The organism is Geojedonia litorea, from assembly GCF_042654525.1.
GTDB lineage: Bacteria > Bacteroidota > Bacteroidia > Flavobacteriales > Flavobacteriaceae > Geojedonia > Geojedonia litorea.
In genome coordinates this window covers 1-19936 of sequence record NZ_JBHSGP010000023.1, presented here as the reverse complement: position 1 = coordinate 19936, position 19936 = coordinate 1, and the positions used below count along the sequence as shown (strand labels likewise).

18 protein-coding genes are annotated in these 19936 nt (G+C 34.9%); 4 read left to right on the top strand and 14 right to left on the bottom strand.

What is annotated here, in order from left to right:
• Positions 1 to 56: 56 nt before the first annotated feature.
• The 7 genes from ACFO5O_RS14820 to gcvT all read right to left on the bottom strand — a co-directional run bounded on the left by ACFO5O_RS14820 (position 57) and on the right by gcvT (position 4962).
• On the bottom strand, positions 57 to 539 hold the full coding sequence (locus tag ACFO5O_RS14820; RefSeq protein ID WP_387965192.1) for a nuclear transport factor 2 family protein: 483 nt from the start codon (positions 537 to 539) through the stop codon (positions 57 to 59).
• A gap of 197 nt (positions 540 to 736) precedes the next feature.
• Positions 737 to 1195 carry a VOC family protein gene (locus ACFO5O_RS14815; protein WP_387965191.1) on the bottom strand — a complete coding sequence of 153 codons (459 nt, stop codon included), beginning with the start codon at positions 1193 to 1195 and terminating at the stop codon, positions 737 to 739.
• Positions 1196 to 1235: 40 nt separating this feature from the next.
• On the bottom strand, positions 1236 to 1643 hold the full coding sequence (locus ACFO5O_RS14810) for an ACT domain-containing protein (RefSeq protein WP_387965189.1): 408 nt from the start codon (positions 1641 to 1643) through the stop codon (positions 1236 to 1238).
• A 190-nt stretch (positions 1644 to 1833) separates the two neighbouring features.
• Positions 1834 to 2556: a YebC/PmpR family DNA-binding transcriptional regulator gene (locus ACFO5O_RS14805; protein WP_387965187.1), complete on the bottom strand. Its 723-nt coding sequence runs from the start codon at positions 2554 to 2556 to the stop codon at positions 1834 to 1836.
• Between the two features lie 125 nt (positions 2557 to 2681).
• Entirely contained in the window at positions 2682 to 2975 is a 294-nt protein-coding gene (locus ACFO5O_RS14800) for a 4a-hydroxytetrahydrobiopterin dehydratase (protein ID WP_387965186.1), read from the bottom strand.
• Positions 2976 to 3026: 51 nt separating this feature from the next.
• Positions 3027 to 3857 carry a sugar nucleotide-binding protein gene (locus ACFO5O_RS14795; protein WP_387965184.1) on the bottom strand — a complete coding sequence of 277 codons (831 nt, stop codon included), beginning with the start codon at positions 3855 to 3857 and terminating at the stop codon, positions 3027 to 3029.
• Between the two features lie 22 nt (positions 3858 to 3879).
• On the bottom strand, positions 3880 to 4962 hold the full coding sequence (gene gcvT / locus ACFO5O_RS14790) for a glycine cleavage system aminomethyltransferase GcvT (RefSeq protein ID WP_387965182.1): 1083 nt from the start codon (positions 4960 to 4962) through the stop codon (positions 3880 to 3882).
• A gap of 202 nt (positions 4963 to 5164) precedes the next feature.
• Here gcvT and ACFO5O_RS14785 point away from each other — a divergent pair, with 202 nt between their 5' ends.
• Positions 5165 to 6649, top strand: coding sequence for an aminopeptidase P N-terminal domain-containing protein (locus ACFO5O_RS14785; RefSeq protein WP_387965181.1), 1485 nt, complete (start codon positions 5165 to 5167; stop codon positions 6647 to 6649).
• A 15-nt stretch (positions 6650 to 6664) separates the two neighbouring features.
• Here the strand turns inward: ACFO5O_RS14785 and ACFO5O_RS14780 are convergent, their stop codons facing one another.
• Positions 6665 to 7462, bottom strand: coding sequence for an energy transducer TonB (locus tag ACFO5O_RS14780; RefSeq protein WP_387965179.1), 798 nt, complete (start codon positions 7460 to 7462; stop codon positions 6665 to 6667).
• Positions 7463 to 7594: 132 nt separating this feature from the next.
• On the opposite strand from ACFO5O_RS14780, the gene ACFO5O_RS14775 reads away from it, so the two are divergent.
• Positions 7595 to 8488: a winged helix-turn-helix domain-containing protein gene (locus tag ACFO5O_RS14775; protein WP_387965177.1), complete on the top strand. Its 894-nt coding sequence runs from the start codon at positions 7595 to 7597 to the stop codon at positions 8486 to 8488.
• Between the two features lie 46 nt (positions 8489 to 8534).
• Here ACFO5O_RS14775 and ACFO5O_RS14770 read toward each other — a convergent pair whose 3' ends face one another.
• The 5 genes from ACFO5O_RS14770 to thrA form a co-directional block, all read right to left on the bottom strand.
• A complete protein-coding gene (locus ACFO5O_RS14770) occupies positions 8535 to 9203 on the bottom strand; it encodes a DUF6090 family protein (protein WP_387965176.1) in 669 nt (222 codons plus the stop codon).
• Positions 9204 to 9341: 138 nt separating this feature from the next.
• A complete protein-coding gene (locus tag ACFO5O_RS14765) occupies positions 9342 to 9581 on the bottom strand; it encodes a CBU_0592 family membrane protein (RefSeq protein ID WP_387965174.1) in 240 nt (79 codons plus the stop codon).
• A 5-nt stretch (positions 9582 to 9586) separates the two neighbouring features.
• Complete coding sequence (thrC, locus tag ACFO5O_RS14760) at positions 9587 to 10879, bottom strand: threonine synthase (protein ID WP_387965172.1); 1293 nt, start codon at positions 10877 to 10879, stop codon at positions 9587 to 9589.
• Between the two features lie 42 nt (positions 10880 to 10921).
• Positions 10922 to 11854, bottom strand: coding sequence for a homoserine kinase (locus ACFO5O_RS14755; protein ID WP_387965170.1), 933 nt, complete (start codon positions 11852 to 11854; stop codon positions 10922 to 10924).
• 3 nt (positions 11855 to 11857) lie between these two features.
• Positions 11858 to 14302: a bifunctional aspartate kinase/homoserine dehydrogenase I gene (gene thrA, locus ACFO5O_RS14750; protein ID WP_387965168.1), complete on the bottom strand. Its 2445-nt coding sequence runs from the start codon at positions 14300 to 14302 to the stop codon at positions 11858 to 11860.
• Between the two features lie 315 nt (positions 14303 to 14617).
• On the opposite strand from thrA, the gene ACFO5O_RS14745 reads away from it, so the two are divergent.
• Positions 14618 to 16171, top strand: a complete 1554-nt coding sequence (locus ACFO5O_RS14745) for an NAD(P)H-hydrate dehydratase (RefSeq protein WP_387965166.1) — start codon at positions 14618 to 14620, stop codon at positions 16169 to 16171.
• A gap of 67 nt (positions 16172 to 16238) precedes the next feature.
• Here ACFO5O_RS14745 and ACFO5O_RS14740 read toward each other — a convergent pair whose 3' ends face one another.
• Positions 16239 to 17615, bottom strand: a complete 1377-nt coding sequence (locus ACFO5O_RS14740) for a TlpA family protein disulfide reductase (RefSeq protein ID WP_387965164.1) — start codon at positions 17613 to 17615, stop codon at positions 16239 to 16241.
• Between the two features lie 485 nt (positions 17616 to 18100).
• On the opposite strand from ACFO5O_RS14740, the gene ACFO5O_RS14735 reads away from it, so the two are divergent.
• Positions 18101 to 19936: hypothetical protein (locus tag ACFO5O_RS14735; protein WP_387965162.1), on the top strand; the 1836-nt coding region annotated here is incomplete at its 3' end.

Below are 19936 nucleotides of genomic sequence, written 5' to 3'. Positions count from 1 at the left end.
TACAAGTCCCTAAAAAGAAACAATCATTTGCTATGAACATAAAAGCTACTTTAACTTTAGAGTAGCTTTTTTGCTGCTAATTGATCTTCAAACTTGCTTAACATCCTATTTACGCGATGTCTTAACTTATTTCTAAAAAACTTGGTTCTACCTAAAATTGCACCTCTTACACCAAAAGCTTGGCTGGACCATTTGTTAAAATCAAAATCATCAGTATGTTTAATGATTTTTCCATCTTTAAACTCAAAACTTGCTCGTATTTTATTATGCACCTTTCGTCCAGTTTTTGAAAAGGTATATAAGGCTTCCCAACTGGCACTTCCCAGTTGATCATCAGCTTCAATTTGTGAGTAAGTAATTTTAAAATCCTTTCCTTTTTGGCTCTCGCAAAGCATGCGCCACATATTTTTTGCACGTTCACCTTTCAATATCCCAAAGGCTGGATCCTGAAATACAATTTCTGGATGATAACATGATGCCATGGTTTCGGCGTCGAGTTCTTTAAAAGCACTGTAAAAGGACACTAAAAGCTGTTTCATTCTCACACATTGTTACGCTTAAAGATACTATTTAATTTTTTCTAAAACCCTAATTCAAAAAATTTCGTAAGTAAGGTAAATGAGGAAAGTAACATATTATCTATCATCCCTTTCATTAACTTACTAAAGTTATAATTGCTATGAAAGAGAGATTGCAGAGGTCGCCGCGAAAGTGGTGACCTTTTGCTTTTAAACTTTTAATTTTGTGCGACGCTATTGACCTCAATCCAGTACCCATCGGGATCTTGAACAAACACCTGTTTAACGCCATCTGGTCTAATAGAAACAACCTGAACATCTCCATCCCAATTTGTATAATTGATGTTCTTATCGTTTAAATTTTTAACAAATTCATCAAAGGTTGATGTAGTTAAAGCAAAATGAACAGCTTTATTAATTACAATATCTCCGGGAACAACTGAAATGAGGTGTAATTCTTTGCCTTCACCAAGTGAAAACCATCTGATGCCCTCTATTTTTGTTCGGTTTATGATTTCTTCAAGTTGAAACATGCTCTTGTAAAAATCTGCCGAAACATTGACATCACTTACCGACAGCGAGACATGATTAAAATTCATTAAAATTTTGGGCGTATCCTGTGCTATTAAAAAATTGGTAAATAGAACAAAACATAAGATGGTAATTCTGTTTTTCATTGTAAATGAGATTTAAATGTAAGATAGTGATTTTATAAACTTAGTTAGTATAATTTTTCGAAAGTGTTTTTAAAACGTTTATAGCTTTAGTAGCATTTTTTTTATCCACAAAAATGTGGTCATGAAAGTACCCGGCAACTACATTGCTGCTAATTTGATGTTTAGCTAATTCATTTGAAAAAGCAGCAGTTAAACCAACAGCCTCTAAAGCCGAATGCACTTGTAAAGTAATCCAAGAGGCTATATAATGAAATTCAAGTCCTAGTTGAATGGCTTTAGAGTGTTCAAGAACAATAGTAACACCTTCTGCTTCTTTAAACTCAAAAAGCGTGTCTTTTCGATCTATTTTACTAATATCCTTAACCGAACAAAATACATAGTCACCCTTATTAAGTTTTGGTTTCATATGTTGTATAAGTGTTGCTAAATTGGTTCCTCCGGTATTCATTTTGATTAGATTGAAACAGTTTCATTTTTCAAGCTTTGCATATTCGCTAAACATTTCTAGTTTTAGTAGGTATAAAACTTTATAGATTGCTCTTTCATTGCTAATATAATCATTATCAACTGCGTTATACCAATTACTTTTAATAAAAAAGAGGCTAATAAGCCTCTTTAAATCTATGATTTAGTTTTAATTAATCTTCTGTAGTTTCCTCCATTGTGTGATAGACGTTTTGCACATCATCATCTTCCTCAATTTTTTCAAGGAGTTTTTCAACATCGGCAGCTTGTTCGGGTGTAAGTTTTTTAGTGACCTGTGGGATGCGCTCAAATCCAGAAGATAAAATTTCTATATCTCTGTTTTCTAGTTCCGCCTGAATAGCACCAAAGCTTTCAAAAGGCGCGTAGATCAATATGCCATCGTCATCCACAAACACTTCCTCGGCTCCAAAATCTATAAGTTCTAGTTCGAGTTCTTCAGGATCCAAACCTTCTGCATTAATTCTGAAGTTGCAGGTATGATCAAACATAAATACTACAGAACCAGAAGTGCCCAAGCTCCCATCACATTTATTAAAATAACTGCGAATATTGGCTACGGTACGCGTGTTGTTATCGGTAGCTGTCTCTACTAAAATAGCGATCCCATGCGGTGCATAACCTTCAAAAAGCACTTCTTTATATTCGCCTAAACTTTTATCACTAGCTCGTTTTATAGCACGCTCAACGTTGTCCTTTGGCATGTTGACTGCTTTTGCATTTTGAATCACAGCGCGTAAGCGGGCATTGCTATCGGGATCAGGACCACCTTCTTTAACAGCCATCACAATATCTTTACCAATGCGCGTAAAAGCCTTACTCATAGCAGACCAACGTTTCATTTTGCGTGCTTTACGAAACTCAAAAGCTCTTCCCATATAAAATTATAAGTTAACGATTAAACGTATTTTTTTGAGAGGTCAAATTTAAGAAAATCTATGAACTGAAGAAAAAAGCTTCAAATTCTTTGATTATCTAATGAATACCACGACATTAAACTCTATTATTCGTCTTCAGGAACAACAATCGCATCAATAGCTTCAGCGAGTTTAAAATCCTTTTCAGTAACACCATTAGCGCTGTGTGTAGACAATGAAATGGTTAAGACGTTATACACGTTCGACCAATTGGGATGATGGTTCATGGCTTCACATTCAAAGGCAATACGGCTCATAGCACTAAAGCAATCTTTGAAATTTTCAAATTCAAATTCGGCATGAATGGCATTGTCAAAATAATCCCAGTCTGGTAAACCGAGTAATTTTTGTTCTATTTGATCTTTATTTAATAAGGACATAATGTATTTTGTTTTCCTATAAAATTAAAGAATAAATAGCGAATAGCGATGCTATTTTTTAAGTTCTTCTAAAACTTCTGAACTTGTAATTTGCAAATGTTTTGGGAGCTTATTGAATTTGGGAAGTACGGCCAGATAACGATCTTCATTCGTGGTATATACATGTTTGTAAACCACATGATTAGTAGAAACCGAATTAACGATATCCTTGAAAAATTCGTCATGATGCACCAGATCTGTACTGCCTAAATGGAAAATTCCAGTTTTATTACGGTTGATAATATAATGGATTTGCTGGGTGACTTTGGAATCTGTAGTGACGTTCATGATGATATTTGGAAATATCTCGACTGCGGTTTTATCAATAACGTGCTGTTTAATTTCTTTTACGCGAGGTGATTGTGCTCCCAAAACCATGGGTAATCGCACTACAACAACTTTCTTTTTAGGTAATCTTAATAGTAGATTTTCAATTTTAATTTTGAAATGTCCATAAATGCTTTCACTTAAGGTTTTATCAAGCTCATAGCTAGGATATTTGCTATAACCATCAAATGCATTTGCTGATGATAAAAAGATAATCTTACAGTCATTTAGCAAAAGGTATTCGGCTATGTGTTGATGGGCTATAATTTGCGCATGAAAATCGCCTCTTAAAGCTGAAATAATAATACTTGGACGTGTAGCCTTAAGTATGTCAAATATATCATCTTCTTCAACTTTGTATTGAAAAAAATGCTTGTTGCTTTCAAATTCCTTTCTTGGAGTATGATAAGTGCAAAAGGTTTTAAAGTAGGAGCAAAGTTCTTTGTAAATGGCGTTGCCTAAAAATCCGCTTCCACCCAAAATCAATACTCTATGTTTAGTATGGTTCTCCTTCATTATATCCTCCAATAATTAACTACTAACCTTTATAGAACGGAAGTTTTACCACGGTAGCAGGAATGGCATTTTTACGAATTTGGATATTAATTTTACTTCCTACTTCAGCAAAAATGATTGGAACATAACCTAAACCTATACCTTTATTCAAGGATGGGCTCATTGTACCCGAAGTTACTTCTCCAATTTTTGTTCCCTGACCATCTACAATATCGTAACCATGGCGAGGAATGCCACGTTCATCGATTTCAAAAGCAATGAGTTTGCGTTTTGGACCACGCTGTTTTTCATCTGCTAATGCCTCGGAATTTGTGAATTCCTTGGTGAATTTTGTAATCCATCCTAAACCAGCTTCAATAGGCGAGGTTGCGTCATCAATATCGTTACCGTAAAGACAGTAACCCATTTCCAAACGCAAGGTGTCGCGAGCGGCAAGACCTATTGGTTTAATACCGTATGCTGCACCTGCTTCAAATACGCGATCCCAAACTTGTTGTACTTCAGAGTTTTTACAATAAATTTCAAAACCACCACTACCTGTATAACCAGTAGCCGAAATGATAACATGTTCAATTCCTGCAAAATCACCAACTATAAAATTGTAGAAATTTATAGCAGAAAGGTCATGGCTAGACAGCGATTGCATGGCTTCAACAGCTTTTGGTCCTTGAATGGCCAAAAGAGAATAGTCTTCACTTAAATTCCGCATACTAGCACCAACATCATTTTTTGAGCTGATCCAATTCCAGTCTTTTTCAATGTTGCTAGCATTAACGACTAATAAATAGGTTTCTTCCTTAATTCTGTAAACAATTAAATCGTCCACAATACCACCGTTTTCGTTAGGTAAACAACTGTATTGGGCTTTGCCAATTGCTAATTTTGAAGCATCATTGCTAGTCACTTTTTGGATAAGATCTAAAGCATTTGGACCTTCGATTAAAAATTCACCCATATGGGAAACATCAAAAACACCTACACCAGTTCTAACAGTTTCGTGTTCGGCATTGACACCTTCGTATTGAACAGGCATATTATAGCCAGCAAATGGCACCATTTTAGCTCCTAAAGCGATATGTGTTTGAGTTAATGCAGTGTTTTTCATGGTTTTATTTAGTGTTATGAATACATATTCGTTATTATCTGTCCAATTACTAACAGTTTAAAGCGCAACAAAAGTATATAAATTTATCTGTTTCTTTAAATGAAAACGTTAAATATTCCCACCTTAAAATATTGTTAAATGTATTCGTCAAATTCTCTAAAATTAATTAAATCTGTAAATTCGAAACCTTAAAAATAATAATATGAAACTTCATTTTTTTAGCCTCTTTTTTTTAATTTTTACTAGTGCTGTAATAGCTCAAAAAGACTTACCTCAAGATTATCTGTCTTCAGATTTTCACAAGAGTAGAAGAGAAGCTTTACGAAAAGACATGCCTGAAAATTCGGTCGCTGTTTTTTTTGCAAATGCAGTACGTAATAGGTCAAACGATGTGGACTATGTATATCATCAAGATCCTGACTTTTATTATCTAACAGGTTATAAAGAGCCCAATGCTGTGCTTGTTATATTTTCAGAAGACCAAAAAAATTCCGATGGCAAAACCTATAATGAATTAATTTATGTTCAAGAAAGAAATGCTCTAGCTGAACAATGGAATGGTTACAGACTTGGCGTTGAAGGTACAAAGAAGCAACTAGGTTTTGACATGGCTTTTAATGGAGCAGAATTTTTAGAATCTGGTATTGATTACGCAAAATTTGACCGTGTAATGTTTGATAGTTTTAAGGATGATTATAGAGATTCCAAACGCGATAAGGCCGATTTATATGATTTGATACAAGCCTTTAAATCCCAAATTAGTTATACAGAAACGACGGTCGTTGCTGGAACTAAAATGAACGTCGAATTGAATCAAAGTACTAATGTGGTACAAGAAAAGAAAGTAACGGTTGACAATTCTACACTTAATAGATTAATGGCGGGTTTACGCGAAGTAAAAACCTCAGAAGAGTTGGTATTGCTCAAAAAAGCAATTCGAATTTCGGCCATGGGACAACGTGAAATCATGAAAGCTATGCATCCTGGGATGTCAGAGACAGAAATTCAAGGTATTCATGAATATGTGTATAAAAAATATGGTAGCGAGTATGAAGGTTACCCAAGTATAGTAGGTGCGGGTAGTAATGGTTGTGTGCTTCATTATATTGAAAATAATAAAACCAAGGTAGATAATGATTTAGTGCTTATGGATTTAGGGGCTGAATACCATGGCTATACTGCCGATGTCACTAGAACCATTCCTGCTAATGGTAAATTTTCAACTGAACAAAAGTTGATATACGACATCGTTTACGAAGCACAAGAAGCAGGAATTGCTGCTACTGTAGTTGGTAACAATTTAAGATCTCCTGATGAAGCTGCCCGAAAAGTAATAAATGCAGGACTTATTAAACTAGGCATTGCCAAAGATGATACCGATGCACGACAATATTTTCCGCACGGGACTTCACATCATATAGGGTTGGATGTCCATGATCCTAGTTTAAGAGGTGCTTTTGAACCAAACATGGTTATAACCGTTGAACCTGGAATTTATATCCCAGAAGGAAGCCCTTGCGACAAAAAGTGGTGGGGTATCGCTGTTCGTATTGAGGATGATATATTGATCACTGAAAATGGTCCAATCAATTTATCGGCCGAAGCACCTCGTAAATCTGATGAGATCGAACTCTTGATGAAAGAGTCTAGTGTTTTTGGAACTTTTGAATTGCCAAGGTTAGATTAAGAAACAGGCATTTTGCTAACAACCCATTTTTCCAAAGGAAAACACCAATGTTTGATTTACCTTTTCACCTTTAGCATTTTCAGCGGGTGTCCAAGTTCCTGGTGCGTTCTTAATGATTTCAATCATTTTGGTATCAATGGATTTATAGCCAGATGAGGATTCTAATTGGACATTTTCTATAGTTCCATTTTTCGTAATTGTAAAAACAATTTTTCCAGCTTGAAGTTGGTCTTCATTTAAATGAGTTATTAAAGATCTGCTTTTTTCCTTAAGATAAGCCATGAATATTGCATGTCCGTCGTTGTAAGCAGTTTCTTTTTCGGGGACTATAGTGATGTAGTAGGCAAAATCTTCAATTGATTTATTTTTATAATTATTATTTATGGCTCTTGTTTTGATATAAATGTTAGAGGAATAATCAACTGATTTCAAAAGGTTCATTTGTGCAGTGTTCAGTTGCATTTCATTTCCTATCTCAATTATTTCTTCAGCGTCTTTGAGTACAGCAACCACAACGGTTTCGACTGAAAGTTTGTCCCATTTTGCTTCTTTAGGTACAATATCAAGGACTGATTTTGCCTTTAGCAGTTTTTCTTTAGTTATGGTTGTCATGAATCTAGAATTCACATCATACACAAAGTCTACAAAATGGACATTATAAGTGTTGTTCGTAACGGGTATACGATCAGGAATTAGATTTGTAGATACCCCTTCTTCGGTAGTTACAGAAGTGTTGTTTGCGTTAACAACATTAGCAATAGTTAAAATCAAAACTATTAATGTTAAACTAAAAATTATTAAACGTGGTTTCATAATTGTGGGTTTAGGGTTAAACATTCCTCTAAATTATTGTGATTACTGTTTCCACAATCATAAGAAATGTAAAATGATGTAAATTTTATGTAAATCATCTTAAAATGTCAGAGATTTAAATAGTTTTGTGTTATGCGCCATACATCTTTAAAAATAATTTTCTGTTTTTTATCAAGCATTTTGTTTGTTGTTTGCGAAAGCAATGCTCAAGAAGAATTCAATGAAAAACATATTGAAGTCTCCTTGAGAATGATTGGTCATCAAGTCTTGCTCAATTCTGGAGATAGTATTTCGCGTGTTTTACCCATACTCAAAGAAAATGGAAATTACAGATTACAATTTGAATCTGAATTTGAATTCACCCCAGATAAATTAGTAGCCATAGTTGACCGAGTTGTGAAAGATGCAAATCTAGCAGTAAGGTATATTGTAGAGGTAGAGCAATGTGAAACCAAAGAAACAGTATATAGTTTTGAAATGGATAATTTGGGAAAATCGGATATTGTTCCTTGCGCAGATAGAAGTCAACCAAAATCTTGTTACAGTCTACTGTTTACTTTTTTGCCTCCGGAAGAAACAATTTCAGCAATTACTACACCCATAGAAGGTTCTTCAAATGAAAGACATACTGTTTTGAAGTACAGTTTAATTTCGGTGTTACTACTTCTAGTTACAATTGGGCTCTATTTCCTTTGGAAACGTAAACGTAGGTCTTCTAGCAATGCCCATTTAATTTCATTGGGGGCCTATTATTTTGATAAAAGAAATTCAGAACTAATCATTGAAGAGCAAAGAATTGAGCTTACCAGCAAAGAGGCCGATTTACTTTTGTTATTATACGATGCGGCTAATACACCAGTTGAACGCGGTGTAATTCTCAACAGGGTTTGGGGTGATGAAGGTGATTATATTGGTAGGACTTTGGATGTTTTTATTTCAAAATTGAGGAAGAAACTGGAATTCGATTCAAAAGTAAAGATCGTGAATATTCGAGGGATAGGTTATAAGCTTGTTTTGGATGTTTAGACAATACATTCAAAATCATGTTCAGGATATGTGTGGCTTTTTTAAATCAGTCCCAAGCATTTTGCTCGTTCTCCAAAAACGCATCTATTTCTTCAATAGCTGATTTTAAATTACCGATATAATATTCAAGGCCGTATATGTGATAGAATACGTCGTCTTCAAACTCCTCCAATTGATCTTGAATAAAGTTGCCTAAATTCCCCGTTCGTCTTACTCGGCTATATTTTTTTATGACATAAAACCATCGGTTGTCGACGTCTTTGGCGTTGTCCATGAGTCTGGCATACGTTGAATTATACAATTTGATAACCATCATTTTTAATGGTTTGTTTTTAAAGGTGTTGAATTCATTACTTGACATTGCCGAATTAAAGGAACCAGAAATAGGGTAGAAGGTACCTCCCAAAGCGAAATAAATGTTCAATAAGGAATCGAGTTTAGGTCTGTTGGTTTCGTAAAGATTAGGTAAATCTTTACTAAACATTTTGTAGGCCGTTATTTTTATGTTGGCCTTTTCTATAATATGGTTCATATAAGCCTTGTCCTGCAGAAGGTCGCTTCTTACCCCTTGAAAAAATTCCCTTTCGGTCTCTTTGAGTTTTCTGGATTCGTTCCAATTGTTGACTTGTAACGCAATGAGAATACCAATGACTACCAGTACAATTTCGCCTATGGCATAGAGCAAATACTTGCTCACTTTGTTTTCTTTTATCATGGTTTTGCGGATATTTCGGAAAAATTTAATCATGGCAGGTTAATGATCTAATAAGAAGGATAAGCCAATGCTAGTATTTGGGAATAAAAGTGAAAGTAATACTATTTCAATTAAAAGGCAAGTGATTGAAAATAAGACTTAAGTTGTTTTTTTATAATTGAAAAGCGCGTATAGGGAAACCAGAGCCCAAATGCCTTCTAAAATAATAAAGGGCCAATAGTTGAGTAGGATAGAGGCCACACAAGCCATTGTTGCGCCAATAAGATTAAGTAAAATGAATACTAAACCTTTGTTTGTAATGTTTCCAATACTATTTAAAACATAGGCCAAAAGAATTTGAAATACGCCTAAAAACCCAATCCAATCAACTAAAGTCATTATCCTTATTTTAATAACACCTCTTTGAGCTCGTTGTACGAACTAATTTTAATGGATTTCTTCTTCTTGTCCATCACTTTTAAGATTTGTTCAGGGAGGTCAATATTTTCCCTAATGGTGTCTTCAACTATGTCTAAAAATTTCGTTGGATGCGCAGTCTCTAAAAACACACAATGAGTTTCTGGGTGCTCTTTTAAGTAGGCTTTGCAGCCTAAATATCCTACAGCACCATGTGGATCAGCAACATAACTATAGTCATTATAGATTTCCTTTAAGGCTTCTTTGGTTTGCTTATCAGAGAAACTGTAAGAAGATAGATTTTCTTTAAGAGCTTCAAAGTTGTTATGGTAAATCTCTTGGATTCGAATAAAATTACTTGGATTTCCAACGTCCATGGCATTGCTAATTGTTTGTACTGAAGGCTTTGGATTGTACTGTTCGGACTGTAGGTATTCAGTTACCACATTATTGTCATTATTTGACGCAATAAAATGTTTTATTGGTAAGCCTAATTGTTGAGCCATCATTCCTGCGCAGATATTTCCAAAATTTCCACTGGGAACAGAAAACACAATTTCTTTATGCTTGTTGTGCAATTGTTTATAAGCAAATACAAAATAAAATAATTGCGGTAGCCAACGTGCTACATTTATGGAGTTAGCTGAAGTTAATTGCATATGTGTTGTCAATTCTTCATCTAAAAATGCACGTTTCACCATATCTTGACAATCATCAAACACACCATCAACTTCTAAAGCAGTAATATTTTTTTTGAGTGTAGTCAATTGTTTTTCTTGAATATCACTGACTTTGCCGCTTGGATATAATATCACCACATTAACACCTTCAACACCCAAAAATCCATTAGCAACTGCACCTCCGGTATCGCCTGATGTCGCCACTAAAACGGTAACTTCCTGGTCATTATTCTGATTAAAATACCCTAAACATCTGGCCATAAAACGTGCACCAACATCTTTAAATGCCATGGTAGGACCATGAAACAATTCTAAAGTTGAAATGTTTTGATTTAATTCAATAACAGGAAAATCAAATGAAAGCGTTTCTTCAATAATAGTTTTTAAAACATCTTCAGGGATATCGGGTGTGACAAATTGTTTAATAGTCTCGAAAGCAATTTCGGTGTAAGATAAGTTATCAATATTTTCAAAAAATGATTTTGGTAAAGCATTAATCTCTTCAGGAAAATAGAGTCCTTTATCTGGAGCCAATCCTTTAATAACCGCATCTTTAAACGATGTATTAGGTGCTTTTTTATTTAGTGAATAATAGTTCATTGCTGTATAACGATTGATGTTAGCGTTTCAGTAAAATAGTAGTTAGCTGTCTGTAGCAAGTATCTTAATTCCTGTTGTATTTATTTTACACGAATAGGTATTAAATGCAATATCGGTTTGTGAATATACTTCACGCATGGCAAGTTCAACCTGTTCTGCTTGAATTTGTCCCTGACACAAAGTAAAGATTGAAGGTCCAGAGCCCGAAATTCCACATCCTAAAGCACCCTTATTGAAAGCCGCTAATTTCACTTCATTATAATGAGGAATTAACCGACTTCTATAGGGTTCCACAACCACATCAATTAAGGATCGCTTTATCATTTGATAATCACTAATATGTAATGCGTGTACTAAACTTCCCATGTTAGCCCATTGTGTAATCGCATTTTTTAAAGGGATGTCTTTAGGTAAAATTGCCCGTGCTTCAGAGGTTTTAATTTCAATTTGTGGATGAATGATTACTGCAAACAAATCATTGGGTGTTGGTAATTCTACTACTTCAAGCGGAACCGTACTTTTTACTAAAGTAAACCCTCCAAAAATTCCAGGAGCAATATTATCGGCATGTTCACTGCCACTTGCCAGTGCTTCACCTTTCATTGCAAAATAAGTGAGCTGCGTTTTAGAATATGGTCTGCCAAGTAGCTCGTTAATTGCAAAAACACTACCAGATGCACTGGCAGAACTGCTGCCAACACCACTACCTGGCTTTATGTTTTTATAAATTTCAATTTCAAAACCACAATCGGGTTGAGCATCTTCAATTAATGCTAATGCGGCTACACCAGCAACATTTTTAGTAGCTTCATTTGGGAGATCGTAGCCCTTAATTTTTGTGATTTTAATTCCTTTCTCAGGTGTTTTTCGAACAATCATTTCGTCTCCAATACCATCCAAACAAAACCCCAAAACATCAAATCCACAAGATACATTGGCTACTGTCGCTGGAGAAAAGATTTTTATTTCAGTCATGTATTATTTATTTCCAATTTTAATAATATCGGCAAATAACCCTGAAGCCGTTACATCAGCACCAGCACCAGCACCTTTTATGATTAAAGGTTGTTCAGGATAACGTGCGGTGTAGAACATAACGATATTATCTTTTCCTTCTAAACTGTAAAATGGATGTCCTTCGGGAATTTCCTTAAGGCCAACTTTGGCTTTACCTTTATTGAATTCGGCTACGTATTTCAATCGACAGTTTTTAGCTTTTGCTGAAGCATATAAATTTTGAAAATGTGCTTCATCTTCAATAAGCGTTTCGTAGAAATCGTCAATGGACTTACTATTTCGATTTGCTTCCGTTAAAAAGGACTCATTTTCAATATCTTCCAAATTAAGATTTGTTCTATTTTCTCTAGCTAAAATCAAAACTTTTCTTGCTACATCAATACCGCTTAAATCAATTCTAGGGTCAGGTTCAGTATAACCTTCATATTGCGCTTGTTTCACCGTATCGTGGAAATTTTTTCGGTCACTAAAATTATTAAAAATAAAATTCAAACTTCCAGATAATACTGCCTGGATACTAGTTACTTTATCTCCTGATGCTACAAGGTTTTTAAGAGTGTTAATAATTGGTAATCCTGCACCAACATTGGTTTCGTATAAAAATGGCGTATTGTATTTTAGTGAAAGATCTTGCAGCTGTTTGTAACGATCATAAGTATCGGCACAAGCAATTTTATTACAAGCCACAACGGCAATACTATTTTTCAAGTATTCAGCATACATATCGGCAACCTCTTCGCTGGCTGTAATATCTACAAATATGCTATTGCGCAAATTAAAATCAACAGCTCTTTTCAAAAAGCCTTTTAAGTCTGATTTTTCTGCATAATGAAACTGTGAAGCCCAATTTGAAAGGTCAATTCCTTTTTCATTAAAGATCATTTTTCTGGAATTGGACATACCGATAATGCGAAGGTCAATTTGAAGGTTCTTTTTTAAGAAACTATGTTGTTGCTCTATCTGTTCAATTAATTTTTCTCCAACATTTCCAATACCGGTAATATAAACATTGAGCTGTTTGGTTTTGACTTCAAAAAATTGCTCATGCAATGCATTGAGTGCTTTTTTAACGTCTTTATTATTAATTACGGCAGAAATGTTTTTTTCTGAAGCACCTTGCGCAATGGCTCTTACATTAATATTGTTTTTGCCCAACGCGCTGAACATTTTACCACTAATGCCCTGATGGCTTTTCATTTGATCTCCAACTAAAGCGACTATAGATAAATCGATTTCAACAATTATAGGATCAATTTTATGTAATGAAATTTCATTTTCAAAGGCCAGGTCTATAGCTTGTTGTGCTCTAATCGCCTCTTTTTGATCAATTCCTATACAGATAGAGTGTTCGGAAGAGGCTTGGGTAATTAAAATCACATTGATTTTTTCCTGCGCCAGAGTTTCAAATAAACGTTTTGAAAATCCTGGTATGCCAACCATTCCATTGCCTTGAAGTGTCAATAAAGCGATTTGATCAATATTGCTAATTCCTTTTACAGGACTCACTTTAACCACGGCATCTGCCGAAATTTTGGTTCCAGCAGCATTGGGCTCTAGTGTATTTTTTATATGAATAGGAATATTTAAATCTAACACAGGTTGCACTGTTGGAGGATAAAGTACTTTGGCTCCAAAGTGTGACAACTCCATAGCCTCCTGATACGACAGACTTTCAATAGGATAAGCTTGTTTAACCAGTTTTGGATTTGCAGTAAACATGCCACTTACGTCTGTCCAAATTTCCAATCGTTCAACATTTAAAGCAGCCGCAACAATTGCAGCAGTAAAATCGGATCCACCACGACCTAGTGTTGTGATTTCACCAGATTGTGATTTTGAAATAAAACCAGGTAATATGGTGATTTGCTGTTTTGCCTCGGTAAAGTAACCTACAATATTAGTATTGGTGATTTCATAATTGACTTCGGCCCTTGTAAAATTGGAGTTGGTTACTATTAGGTCTTGGCTATTCTTTCTAAGTGCATCTAATCCTCTTGCCTTCATAGATTCTGCTATGATATATGAGGACAATAACTCACCAAAACTTACTAACTTATCAGATGTTTTTGGAGAAAGTTCATTAATCAAGAAAATACCATCCAAAAGACTTTTTAAATTCGCCAATTTATCCTCTAAGGTATTCTTGATTTTCTGATCTAGCTTTGGGTTTAAATCTGAAAGGAGTTTAAGATGAATACTTTTAATTTCTTCAAAGGCATTTAAATAAGCTTCGTCTTTGCTTTGAGCCAATTCTCCAGCTTTTAATAGTTTATCAGTTATCCCGCCAACGGCAGATACAACGGCAATTACTTGTTGTTTTTTAGAATAGGTTTCTAAAATGGATATTACATTGTTTATATTATTAGTTGAACCAACCGAGGTTCCTCCAAATTTTAATACGTTCATTGTTAATCGTTTAATAGATTAAATTATAATAGAATAGGTTTATAAATGATCTGAAATAATAGCGCTTACCCCAAAGGGGTGATTGTAGAGGTAAAAGTAATAACTAAAGCGGTATTTTCGCTTAATGAAGACATAATATTGTTCACATTATTGATTGTTCTATAATTCATTATAGTAGTATTACCCCCCAAAAGTATTATTTTTGAATCAATAAAAAAATAAAATGATTTTTTTTGTCGAATCATTGAAATTATCAACTTTAATTTAATAAAAAACCAGTTTCATTAAAGGTTTTTTGAGATTTAACAGTTCAATATGAAGATCCTTTCTAAAGAACAAATTTATAAAGCGGATGAGCTAACAGTAAAAAAGCAGCAAATAGCTTCAGCAGATTTAATGGAACGCGCAGGAATGCAAATTTTTAATTGGTTGCATATGCGAATCCAAGGTGCTCAAGTGCCTGTTCATGTGTTTTGTGGGATAGGAAATAATGGTGGCGATGGTTTGGTGATTGCCCGACATTTAGTTACCCATGGTTACAACGTAAAAACCTACGTGGTCAATTGTAGTGACAAAAGATCTAAAGATTTTTTGATCAATTATGACCTAATAAAACAGACAACAAAAGAATGGCCTACCTTATTAAGTTGTAAGGAAGACTTTCCTTCACTAGATAAAAAGGATATTATTATAGATGCTGTTTTTGGCATAGGGTTGAATCGGCCAGCAGACGATTGGATAAAAGGTTTGTTTCAGCATTTTAGAGCTTCAAAAGCATTTACGCTTGCAGTTGATATTCCGTCTGGACTTTATATGGATAAAGTGCCTGAAGATGAAAATGGGGTTGTTTGGGCAAATTTTACCTTAAGTTTTCAATCGGCCAAATTGGTGTTCTTTCTTCCACAAACCGCAAAGTTTACACAACATTGGGATGTATTAGATATTGGACTAGATCAGGATTATTTGTCAATCGTTGAAACTAACATCGAACTCATTGGGAAATATGAAGTGTTACCATTGTACAAACCGAGAGCTAAATTTTCGCATAAAGGTGATTACGGGCATGCCTTAATCATAGGAGGGAGTTACGGTAAAATTGGAGCAGTGACTCTAGCTAGTAGAGGCGCGCTGTCGTCGGGAGCAGGTTTAATTACTGCGTTTATTCCAAAATGTGGGTATAATGCGCTTCAAGCGTCATTCCCTGAAGCCATGGTGATTACCGATAGTAATACTAATCATATATCCGACATTAAATTTGAAATTAATGCTAGAGCCATTGGTATTGGAGTGGGGTTGGGGACCGAAAATTATACCCTTGTCGCATTCGAAAATTTTTTAAAAGAAAATAAGAAACCACTGGTTTTGGATGCCGATGCTTTAAATCTTCTTTCCATAAAGAAATCACTTTTAAAATTAATCCCAAAACAAACAGTTTTAACGCCTCATTCAAAGGAATTAGAACGCTTGATTGGAGCCTGGACCGATGATTTTGATAAGCTCGAAAAAGTTAAGGTTTTGTCTAAAAAGTATCAGCTTATTATCGTCATTAAAGGTGCACATACTGTAACCGTGTTTTTAGATACATGCTATATCAATACGACGGGCAATCCAGGATTAGCCACTGCTGGTTCTGGTGACGTACTCACAGGTATTATTACTGGACTTATTGCTCAAGGTTATGAACCTTTGGTTGCCACTATATTTGGCGTTTATTTACACGGAAGGGCTGCAGATATTGCAGTTGAAAGCACGGGGTATCAAAGTTTGATTGCCAGCGATGTTATAGAAACATTGAGCAGCGCTTATTTAGATTTATTTGCGCAGCCTGAACCACAAGAACAGAGCTCAACTAATGAAGAAACTAATTGAGCACTTTTAACCTAAAAAAAAGAGCCACATTTAATAGGCGGCTCTTTTCTATTAGATATAATTTGAACTAAATTTTTAAAGAGTTAAACAGTTCAACCAATTTTGGATTTGAAGGTCTAGGGGCATCAGCACTTATTATATTACCATCTGGATCAACTAAAATAAATCTTGGAATTCCTTCAATAGCATAATCAGTTACAAATTGCGATTTCCAATCATTATCAGCGAAAAGCTGAACACCACCTAATTGCATATCCCTTACCATAGCATCCCATTTGTCATGATCTTTGGCGACATCAATAGAGGTGCTTACAAACTCAATGTTTTTACCGTGAAATTGAGTTTCAACTTCTTTTAGGTAGGGTATTTCTCTTTTGCAAGGTCCGCACCAAGTTGCCCAAACATCTATGTAAACATATTTTCCTTTTAAATCGGCAAGTGAAAGCGTGCCTCCTTTATGATTTTCATAATTAGTAAATTGAGGTGATGGTTTACCTCTAACCAAGTCTTTACCTTTGGCATAGGTTGCATCAAGATTTTCTTTGATTTTAGAATCCGTAACATTGTTGGTGAAAAAAGTATATACCGATTCCATATTAGGGTTGCCAGGCGAAATTAAGAAACTTCCTAAATATCTGATCACATCATTTTTTAAAGCAGGAATTTGAATTTCTGTAATCGTTTTTAAATGTTCTGTAGAAGCGTTTTGGTAGTCTTCTCCAATAGTGTCAAAAATGGTATCTAATACCTTTCTAAATGCCATATTTTTATAAGAAGATGAATTTTTGTAGGCTTTTGAGTCATCAAAAGTTAATTGCTTTAAAGCTTCAGGTAAGAAGGTTTCAGAAACTGTAAATTCTTCATTTTTGGTGTAGTACTTATGACTTCCTTCATAAGCAGTTAACAATGAATAACTATCGTATTCAAGATTTTTGGTTTCATCTGCAATAAAATTTGGGTCAGCATCAATTAATTCTGATAATAAGGATGCATTGCTTTGCTTTAATTCTTCTACTTTAGTTTTGAATGCTTGTTCATCTAACAAATAAAGTTCTTGGGAATTGTCAGTGTGCTTTTCATTATTTTGTTGCTTTGTAGCCAAATAATTATTCTCTACCGCACCTTTCCCTGAATATTTTATAGTTTCATCAAATAAATTTTGATCTACTGAAATGTTTAAAACATCGCCATGTTTAAGGTAAATTTTAGTGACTTCTCTACCAATACTAAAGTCATAAAAACCAGGTTCTGTAAGCTTTAGGGTATCAGCAAAAGTGCCATCTGGTTTAATGCTAATTTCTTGATCGAAATCTACGCTGTATACAGTTACTTTATCGGTGGTAGCATTAGTTACTTTTCCAGATAAAAGGGCGTAATTAATTTTAGGTTCGGTTTTACATGCAACCATGGTCATGGCGCAACATAAAAAAAGTACATACTTCATTAGGAATAATTTTGAATTTTATCAAAAATAATGAGATTATTCAAGTTTACAGAGCCATTTTATTAATAATTAACATATCGTGTTGAAGTATTTTACTTCAACTAAGTTTAGAATGTACAAAAATGTGAACTTCATCGATTTTTAAGATGTCTTTAACATTTAATCGATTAAAATAACTGATAATCCAGCAAAATAATGCGAAAAATTCAAAAAAGTGTTGCTTGTCTTTTAAAACAATCCGTTGGTCTAAAAAATGAAATATAGATTTTTGTAACAGAAATAAAATTCTAAATTTGATTTAATAGTTTGAAGGAATTTTCTCTTTCATAAAGGTTTGATTAATAGCAGAATTAAGCCACTTTCTACAGTATTTAACTCACCTATGTTAAATCAGTCTTGGAGTTTCCCAGGGTTGGTTAATCTATTTTACACCCTACATTATTTGTTATGTTAACAGATTATTAATTAAACAATAAGCTATGTTGATGTACAAAATTACTCAAATCAAAAATGATCTTATGCCCCTGTGTTGTAGATTCATTTTTAAGAATTTAACCAAAAGTATAACGGGCTTGGCCATGGTTATGCTTTTTTTATTTAGTGCGAACCAAGCAGAAGCACAAATTATTATTGGAGATAATGATATATCTGATTGGGTTGCAGCATTAGATAATCCAGCTTATCCAGCGAAGGTTTTTAAGAGAGACCCTAATGCTACAGATGACTCTCAATTTACTACAGGTTCACAAGATCCTGATTTAATTTCGGAGTGGGGTTGGAATTTAGGTCAAACCAATAACAAAGGAGATATTTCTAATGCTGGTGCCGTAATTATCGGAACTAGGTTGTATTTCTTTGGAGATAGGCTTGCCATTAATGGTGATGCTCAAATTGGACTCTGGTTTTTTCTAGGAGGTGTTGAGCGCCAAGGCGACGGATTAAGTAATAGTACTTTTTCAGGCATGCATGTCGAAGGCGATTTATTAGTATTGAGTAATTTCACCAATGGTGGAGGTACAGTACAGCTTCGTATTTTTCAATGGGTAGATAATCCTGCTGACGCCGTTTATACGGGTCTTCCTTCTAATGCACCAAACGGCGATGAGTCAAGTGGAAATTTAAAGTTTTTAGGAATAACAAATAATGCAGTCGTAAATTCGGCCAATGTAACTATACCAAGTCCTGGTCCGTTTGCTGCATCCGTAATAGGCGGTCAGGATGGCATGACAAATTCAATGTGGACTTATCAGGGAAAAAATGTTCCCAGTAAGGGAGTTCCACCACCAAATACCTACCACCAAGGCGCCTTTTTTGAAGGCTTTATTGCATTAGGTGATATCATAGAAGCAGGAGGGAATGCCTGTTTCGCAAGTTTTTTATTAGAAACGCGTAATTCACAATCTGTAACAGCCTCCTTACAAGATTTTGTTGGAGCTGCTTTTAAAGTTACTCCAGAACCGCCAACAACAACGAATATTGCTTATTGCCTAGGAGCGGACGCTGTTGCTTTGACTCCTAATGGGCCAGAATATTTGTGGTACACATCTTTAGATGATGAAACTGGGGAGGCAACAATTATTCCTAGTACGGATACGGTAGGTACTAAAACTTATTATGTTACACAAACCTATGAAGATTTAAATTGTGAAAGTGAGCGATCAGCTCTAGTAGTTACTATTAACCCATTACCAGTTGTTACAGCCAATAATGCCTCTATTGAATGTACAAACCTAACTGTACAATTAACAGCGTCACCAACAGGTGGTACTTGGAGTGATGTAGATGGTAATGTTAGTGCCAGCGGACTATTTGATGCGACCGGTTTAGCTAATGGGCCTTATAATGTAACCTATACTTATACAGATGGAAATGGATGTACCAATAGTGCTGGTGCTGTCGTTACCGTTAATCCTGCTCCAACTTTAGAAATAAATTGTCCAACTGCTGTTTCAGTTAGTTGTACTGACGATATAAATTTTGCATTTTCAAACTGGCTAGATGGATTTACCACCAGTGGCGGCGGAGGTACTGTGACTGAAAGCTATGAGGTAACTGTAGATGGAAATACAGTAGCTTATGCTGATTTAACAGCACCAACAAATATTTGTGACGGTTCTGTAATTTCAATTACTTATACCGTAGATGATGAATGTGATCAAAGTAAAAATTGTAGTTCTACGTTTACTTTAAACAAAGACGATACTGCACCAGAGCTTACAGGTACATTACCAACAGGAATGACTGATATCGATGACTGTATCGCTAATGCGCCAGTAGGCCCAAGTGAAGCAGATATCGCAGCGTTATATGCCGATGCATGT

What these genes read in the sequence shown, in the direction of transcription:
- ACFO5O_RS14785 (WP_387965181.1), top strand. Translation starts at nt 5,165, where the DNA reads ATGAAACTTCATTTTTTTAGCCTCTTTTTTTTAATTTTTACTAGTGCT.
- ACFO5O_RS14800 (WP_387965186.1), bottom strand. Translation starts at nt 2,975, where the DNA reads ATGTCCTTATTAAATAAAGATCAAATAGAACAAAAATTACTCGGTTTA.
- ACFO5O_RS14765 (WP_387965174.1), bottom strand. Translation starts at nt 9,581, where the DNA reads ATGACTTTAGTTGATTGGATTGGGTTTTTAGGCGTATTTCAAATTCTT.
- ACFO5O_RS14740 (WP_387965164.1), bottom strand. Translation starts at nt 17,615, where the DNA reads ATGAAGTATGTACTTTTTTTATGTTGCGCCATGACCATGGTTGCATGT.
- ACFO5O_RS14820 (WP_387965192.1), bottom strand. Translation starts at nt 539, where the DNA reads ATGAAACAGCTTTTAGTGTCCTTTTACAGTGCTTTTAAAGAACTCGAC.
- ACFO5O_RS14775 (WP_387965177.1), top strand. Translation starts at nt 7,595, where the DNA reads ATGCGCCATACATCTTTAAAAATAATTTTCTGTTTTTTATCAAGCATT.
- ACFO5O_RS14780 (WP_387965179.1), bottom strand. Translation starts at nt 7,462, where the DNA reads ATGAAACCACGTTTAATAATTTTTAGTTTAACATTAATAGTTTTGATT.
- gcvT (WP_387965182.1), bottom strand. Translation starts at nt 4,962, where the DNA reads ATGAAAAACACTGCATTAACTCAAACACATATCGCTTTAGGAGCTAAA.
- ACFO5O_RS14810 (WP_387965189.1), bottom strand. Translation starts at nt 1,643, where the DNA reads ATGAATACCGGAGGAACCAATTTAGCAACACTTATACAACATATGAAA.
- ACFO5O_RS14795 (WP_387965184.1), bottom strand. Translation starts at nt 3,857, where the DNA reads ATGAAGGAGAACCATACTAAACATAGAGTATTGATTTTGGGTGGAAGC.
- ACFO5O_RS14745 (WP_387965166.1), top strand. Translation starts at nt 14,618, where the DNA reads ATGAAGATCCTTTCTAAAGAACAAATTTATAAAGCGGATGAGCTAACA.
- ACFO5O_RS14755 (WP_387965170.1), bottom strand. Translation starts at nt 11,854, where the DNA reads ATGACTGAAATAAAAATCTTTTCTCCAGCGACAGTAGCCAATGTATCT.
- thrA (WP_387965168.1), bottom strand. Translation starts at nt 14,302, where the DNA reads ATGAACGTATTAAAATTTGGAGGAACCTCGGTTGGTTCAACTAATAAT.
- ACFO5O_RS14770 (WP_387965176.1), bottom strand. Translation starts at nt 9,203, where the DNA reads ATGATAAAAGAAAACAAAGTGAGCAAGTATTTGCTCTATGCCATAGGC.
- ACFO5O_RS14815 (WP_387965191.1), bottom strand. Translation starts at nt 1,195, where the DNA reads ATGAAAAACAGAATTACCATCTTATGTTTTGTTCTATTTACCAATTTT.
- ACFO5O_RS14805 (WP_387965187.1), bottom strand. Translation starts at nt 2,556, where the DNA reads ATGGGAAGAGCTTTTGAGTTTCGTAAAGCACGCAAAATGAAACGTTGG.
- thrC (WP_387965172.1), bottom strand. Translation starts at nt 10,879, where the DNA reads ATGAACTATTATTCACTAAATAAAAAAGCACCTAATACATCGTTTAAA.